This window comes from Escherichia sp. KCJ4928, assembly GCF_004352695.1.
Classification (GTDB): Bacteria; Pseudomonadota; Gammaproteobacteria; order Enterobacterales; family Enterobacteriaceae; genus ECMA0423.
On record NZ_SJWV01000629.1, the window covers coordinates 1 to 408 of the forward strand.

Genomic DNA, 408 nt, shown 5'->3' on the forward strand with positions numbered 1-408 from the left:
CGCGTCAGGTCGGATACAGAAAGGGAGAGTTGCTCGCTCATTATTCCGAGTGCTTCTCTGACACCCTGCGGATAACGGATCTGCAGGGGAGTGGACTGCAACTGGCGGTTATTGAGCAGAGCTTCGCAAATCCGGACCCTGTCAATAGAGAGCATCATGCGGGCAGCAATGCCTGTGCTGTTGGGTTTCATTTCACCTCCGTGCGGTTCATATGTTAAGTCTAAAGAGCGTGTTTGCTGAACGGAAACGAGTTATTTCGATCGTTATGATCGAGTGTGTTCCAAGAGTGCTTTTAACTCTGTTTTAAGCGTGAATGAAAAGGATTCGGACAGGACGTGATTTAGCATGCCGCTGGTCTGGCATTATGCTGCAGAGCAGACGGAGTCAGGAGATTGAAAGTATTTCGTT

1 pseudogene is annotated in these 408 nt (G+C 49.0%); it reads right to left on the reverse strand.

Annotated elements, in window-relative coordinates:
* A pseudogene (locus E0D98_RS25960) lies at window positions 1-191 on the reverse strand (conjugal transfer protein TraE); the annotation flags it as partial.
* Window positions 192-408: the final 217 nt, after the last annotated feature.